Raw genomic sequence first — 4,243 nt, 5'->3', positions numbered from 1 at the left:
GTCTTCTCCTCGCCTGCCCCGAGCATTCGTGGGCAAGGAGAAGGACGCCTTTTATGCCTGGAAAACCGGTAATGCAGTAAAATCTTTAGTTACTATCTCGTTTTGAACCGGGATTTTCAGGATTAGAAAAACGATTTACAGGATTCACTTCGATACCTGACTGCCAGTGAGGCGGGTTCAATATTCCTTGCTCAATGTTCGATATTCACGTTGTCATCCCTACCTCGTCGGCAGGCAGGCTCGTGTTAGACTTATAAAATCCAAATAACATAGAATAGTATTCGGAATGACACCCACTGTAGGAATGAATTGACAGGAAATAGTAGAGTAGAACCACTCAACTACCCATAGCTGGTCTTTGCGAGAACCCCGGTAGTCGAATCTTAAAATCGTTACTTGCCGACGAAGCAATCTCCCTAAAACAACCTGCCAAAATCGCTTAAGGCTGTACTCATTCCGTTCACACCAACCTTCTCTATACAGGGTTATTAAGTGCTACAATTAAAGTTATAATTCATATTTGTATTTTAATGGTTACATTGAAATACCTATTGATTAAGCAAAAAAGGTTATGGTGACAGTCATTAAAAAAGGATCATCTGCAAAATCAGTAAAGCAGAAACTTGAGAAGCATATCAATTCGAAAAAAAAATTCGATCTGAAAAAATACTGCGGGGTCATATCGCTGAAAAAAGACCCACTTGAACTCCAAAAAGAATGGAGAGATGAGTGGAAGTAACATCCTTCTGGACACAAATATCATTCTTTATTTTCTGAACGGAGATGATACGTTGTTGCCTCTGTTAGAAGATCGAAATCTGGTTTTATCGATCATAACTGAAATTGAATTATTAGGCTTTGAGGGGTTTAACAAAAGTGAGTTGGCCAAGACTAAAGAATTCTTGGATAAATGTACGATCATTAATTTGAATACTGACATAAAGAATAGAGCAGTAGCTATCAGAAGGAAATTTAAATTGAAGCTACCTGATGCAGTGATAATGGCAACTGCTGAGAGTTTGGAGATTCCCCTGATAACAGCTGATTATGACTTTAAAAAAGTAAAATCTGCAAACATCATACTGTATGATAGTCAACAGTAATTCAAGCCATTTCGTGTATTAGCCCGGGCGGTTGGTTTAGGCAGGTTCAAGATTCAACATGTCATTCTGAGGAACCGAGGGGGCTATACATACCCGGTTACCCAATTCGCGACCTCTTCTGCCTGCCTGCTGATTGAGGTAGGTCTTCTCCTCGCCTGCCCCGAGCATTCGTGGGCAAGGAGAAGGACGCCTTTTATGCCTGGTAAATCGGTAGTACAGCAAAATCTTTAGTTACTATCTCGTTTTGAGCCGGGATTTTCAGGATTAAAAAAAAGATTTACAGGATTCACTTCGATATTCAGTATTCCTTGCTCAATGTTCGATATTCACGTTGTCATCCCAACCTCGTCGGCAGGCAGGCTCGTGTTACACTTATAAAACCTATAAAACTAAGTAAGCACTCGGGATGACACCCAATGCTGGAGTGAGTTGACACGGATTTTACATGAGTACAGTTACTCAACTACCCACAGTGGGTCTTTGCGAGAAGCCCGGTAGTCGAATCTTGAACTCATTAATTGCCGATGAAGCAATCTCCCTAAAACAGCATCATAAATAAACCGGGTAAATTACTTCAGGCTGCACTCACTCTGTGCGCGGTAAATTTGGCAAAGACGTGGCTTTAATAATGGAGCTTTCGAAACCTACCTAACTGCGAATCAGGATGATACTTTCAATGGTCTTATCTCTAACTCACGTTAACTGGAATAATTTCTTACTAAAATTAAACAGGTTAAATCATTACATTATATAGGGTAAACTAATAATAGTCAGGTTATTCACTGACTTTACATGTACTAAAGTTTTTATGAAACGCATCGTCCATATTGCAAAAAATCACGAAGAAGCGAGAGAGTGGGATATCAAACAATCAATATCATTGACCCCTGTTGAGAGACAAGCGATAGCGAAAGAACTTAAGATCAGAGTATATGGTAAGGAAGTGCCTGATATCAGACAAGCATTTGTGAGAAAAGGTAAACATTAGTGAAGGCATGGATTCAGCTTACTTTTCTGACGATATAAAAGAATTCATACGGTTACTTACCAAACATAAAGTGAAGTATTTGATAGTTGGTGGAGAAGCCGTCATTTATTATGGCTATCCAAGATTAACCGGAGACGTGGATTTTTTTTATTCAAATGATGCAAAAAATGTCTCATTGCTTTATATGACACTAATGGAATTTTGGGATGATGATATTCCCGGAATAGAAAGCGAAGAAGAACTAAAATCACCCGGTTATGTTATTCAGTTTGGTTTACCCCCAAATCGAATTGATATAATGAACTCTATTGAAGGAGTAATATTTGAAGAAGCCTGGAAAAATAGAAAAACGGAATATATACGATCAAAGAAAGAAGATATTCCAATTTATTATTTGGGACTGGAGCAATTGATCGCTAATAAAAGAGCGGCCGGAAGGCAAAAAGATCTGGATGACCTGGATTATTTGAATAAGCTAAAGTAAAAAGTATCACCGCTCGGTGACTTAAGCATTCGTGGGGAAGAAGGACGCCTTTTATGTCTGGTAATTCGGTAGTACAGCAAAATCTTTTGTTATTATATCGTTTAGAACCGGGATTTACAGGATTAGAAAATCAATTTACAGGATCCACTTCGAAACCTGCCGGCGAGGCGGTTATTATTCCTTGCTGGATATTGGATATTCAACCTGTCATTACTGGGATGTCGGAAATCCAAAAGTACGTACTAATTTTAAAATCCAGCATACACTCCCAACAGATACTAAAGAGTTTCCCTGCTTGGGCGGGGATCAAGGGGTGGGTAAAAGGTACCAAAGCCTGGCAGTAAACTGCATCCAAACATAATTAAAAAGGGTCATCCTGATCCCGAGCATTCTGTTAGACTTTAAGTATTGAGAAAGGCAGTCAACTCTGCTTTTTTATAATACCAGCGAGCCGGAGACAGGCTAACCGAGTGTGTCGAGCAGAACTCGAAATCCCGAATCAGCCCCTCCGGCTTCGGTATTATCCAAACCTAAATAGCATGCTAGTAAAACACTACGAACAGAGTCAGGTCCGATAATACCTAGCTGGCATACGTCATTAAGGTTAATCAAACATGAGGATTTTTTATGGATCTCACAAATCTAACCCACTTTATTGGTATAGATATTTCTAAAGATACCCTGGACTGCTGGCACCGTCCTTCCGGGGAACATATGCAGTGCGCAAATTGCGAGTCCGGTTTCCAACAACTAAACCAGTGGATAACCGAGGCGGGATGTACCGACCAGAACAGTGTTATTTGTATGGAGGACACCGGAATCTATGGTAAACGACTATTGGTTGCGTTAACCCAAATGGGATGGAGATGCTCGGTAGAAAAGACCACCATATTGGAAAAGGTGGGCCCGGACCACCATCGTAAAGATGACCAGTTTGATGCTCAGCTACTGGCTGAATACGCGGATCGTTTTGCTGATCAGTTATCACTGAGCACCCCGGCAGAGCCGGTATTAGATCAGCTTCAACAACTCTATGCTGAACGTCGCCGGCTGATACGCCAGCAAACGGCCACCAAAACCAAGCAAACGCAATCGGCCCAACAGCCGGACTGCCCGGAGCTGGTGCGCCAGGGGTGGGAAGAGCAACTACAGTTATTTGACAACCATATTGCCCAGTTGGAACAGCACATTCGGCAGTGCATACAAACCCATGATGGGCTGCAGGAATACTACGACTTGCTGGTCAGTATTCCTGGTATTGGAGAAGTTACCGCCTGGATGTGGCTGATTCTCTTTTTTGGAGAACAAAAATTGAATCCTAAGGCTATTTCCTCCCGTTTTGGAGTAGCTCCCCATAGTCATAGTTCAGGAAGTTCGGTGCGTGGGAAAACGCGTTCTTCCGGCCATGGAAGTGCAGAAGCACGTTCTACGTTAACCATGGCAGCCCGCTCGGCCAGTACACACAACGATAAATTCAGTGCCTATAAACAGAAAAAACTGGAGGAAGGTAAGCCTTGGCCGGTAGTTCGTAATAACCTGGTAAACAAATTAATCACTATTATATGTGCCATATGGAACAGCCAAACTTGCTATAAATCAAACCATGAATCCAGATTCGACAAACAAAAAAAGGCTGCTTAGTACTTGATTAAGTCATAGCATTCGGGA

General features: G+C 41.5%; 5 protein-coding genes. All 5 read left to right on the top strand.

The window, feature by feature from the left end:
• Nucleotides 1-701: 701 nt before the first annotated feature.
• The 5 genes from C3B73_RS06010 to C3B73_RS05990 all read left to right on the top strand — a co-directional run bounded on the left by C3B73_RS06010 (nt 702) and on the right by C3B73_RS05990 (nt 4,216).
• Nucleotides 702-1,103: a type II toxin-antitoxin system VapC family toxin gene (locus C3B73_RS06010; RefSeq protein ID WP_157939437.1), complete on the top strand. Its 402-nt coding sequence runs from the start codon at nt 702-704 to the stop codon at nt 1,101-1,103.
• An 808-nt stretch (nt 1,104-1,911) separates the two neighbouring features.
• Nucleotides 1,912-2,091 (top strand): hypothetical protein, encoded by a 180-nt coding sequence (locus tag C3B73_RS06005; RefSeq protein WP_103664701.1) that lies wholly within the window; start codon nt 1,912-1,914, stop codon nt 2,089-2,091.
• 7 nt (nt 2,092-2,098) lie between these two features.
• Nucleotides 2,099-2,575: a nucleotidyltransferase gene (locus C3B73_RS06000; RefSeq protein WP_103664700.1), complete on the top strand. Its 477-nt coding sequence runs from the start codon at nt 2,099-2,101 to the stop codon at nt 2,573-2,575.
• 53 nt (nt 2,576-2,628) lie between these two features.
• The gene (locus C3B73_RS05995; protein WP_103664699.1) at nt 2,629-2,919 is read left to right on the top strand and encodes a hypothetical protein; all 291 of its coding nucleotides are present in this window, start codon (nt 2,629-2,631) and stop codon (nt 2,917-2,919) included.
• A gap of 283 nt (nt 2,920-3,202) precedes the next feature.
• Nucleotides 3,203-4,216 carry an IS110 family RNA-guided transposase gene (locus C3B73_RS05990; protein WP_103664008.1) on the top strand — a complete coding sequence of 338 codons (1,014 nt, stop codon included), beginning with the start codon at nt 3,203-3,205 and terminating at the stop codon, nt 4,214-4,216.
• Nucleotides 4,217-4,243: the final 27 nt, after the last annotated feature.

It is taken from the genome of Gracilimonas amylolytica, assembly GCF_002911695.1.
GTDB classification, from domain to species: Bacteria; Bacteroidota; Rhodothermia; order Balneolales; family Balneolaceae; genus Gracilimonas; species Gracilimonas amylolytica.
Note: the sequence above shows the minus strand (reverse complement) of the source record. Positions and strands in the feature narration are given on the sequence as shown.

What these genes read in the sequence shown, in the direction of transcription:
- C3B73_RS06005 (WP_103664701.1), top strand. Translation starts at nt 1,912, where the DNA reads ATGAAACGCATCGTCCATATTGCAAAAAATCACGAAGAAGCGAGAGAG.
- C3B73_RS05990 (WP_103664008.1), top strand. Translation starts at nt 3,203, where the DNA reads ATGGATCTCACAAATCTAACCCACTTTATTGGTATAGATATTTCTAAA.
- C3B73_RS06000 (WP_103664700.1), top strand. Translation starts at nt 2,099, where the DNA reads ATGGATTCAGCTTACTTTTCTGACGATATAAAAGAATTCATACGGTTA.
- C3B73_RS05995 (WP_103664699.1), top strand. Translation starts at nt 2,629, where the DNA reads ATGTCTGGTAATTCGGTAGTACAGCAAAATCTTTTGTTATTATATCGT.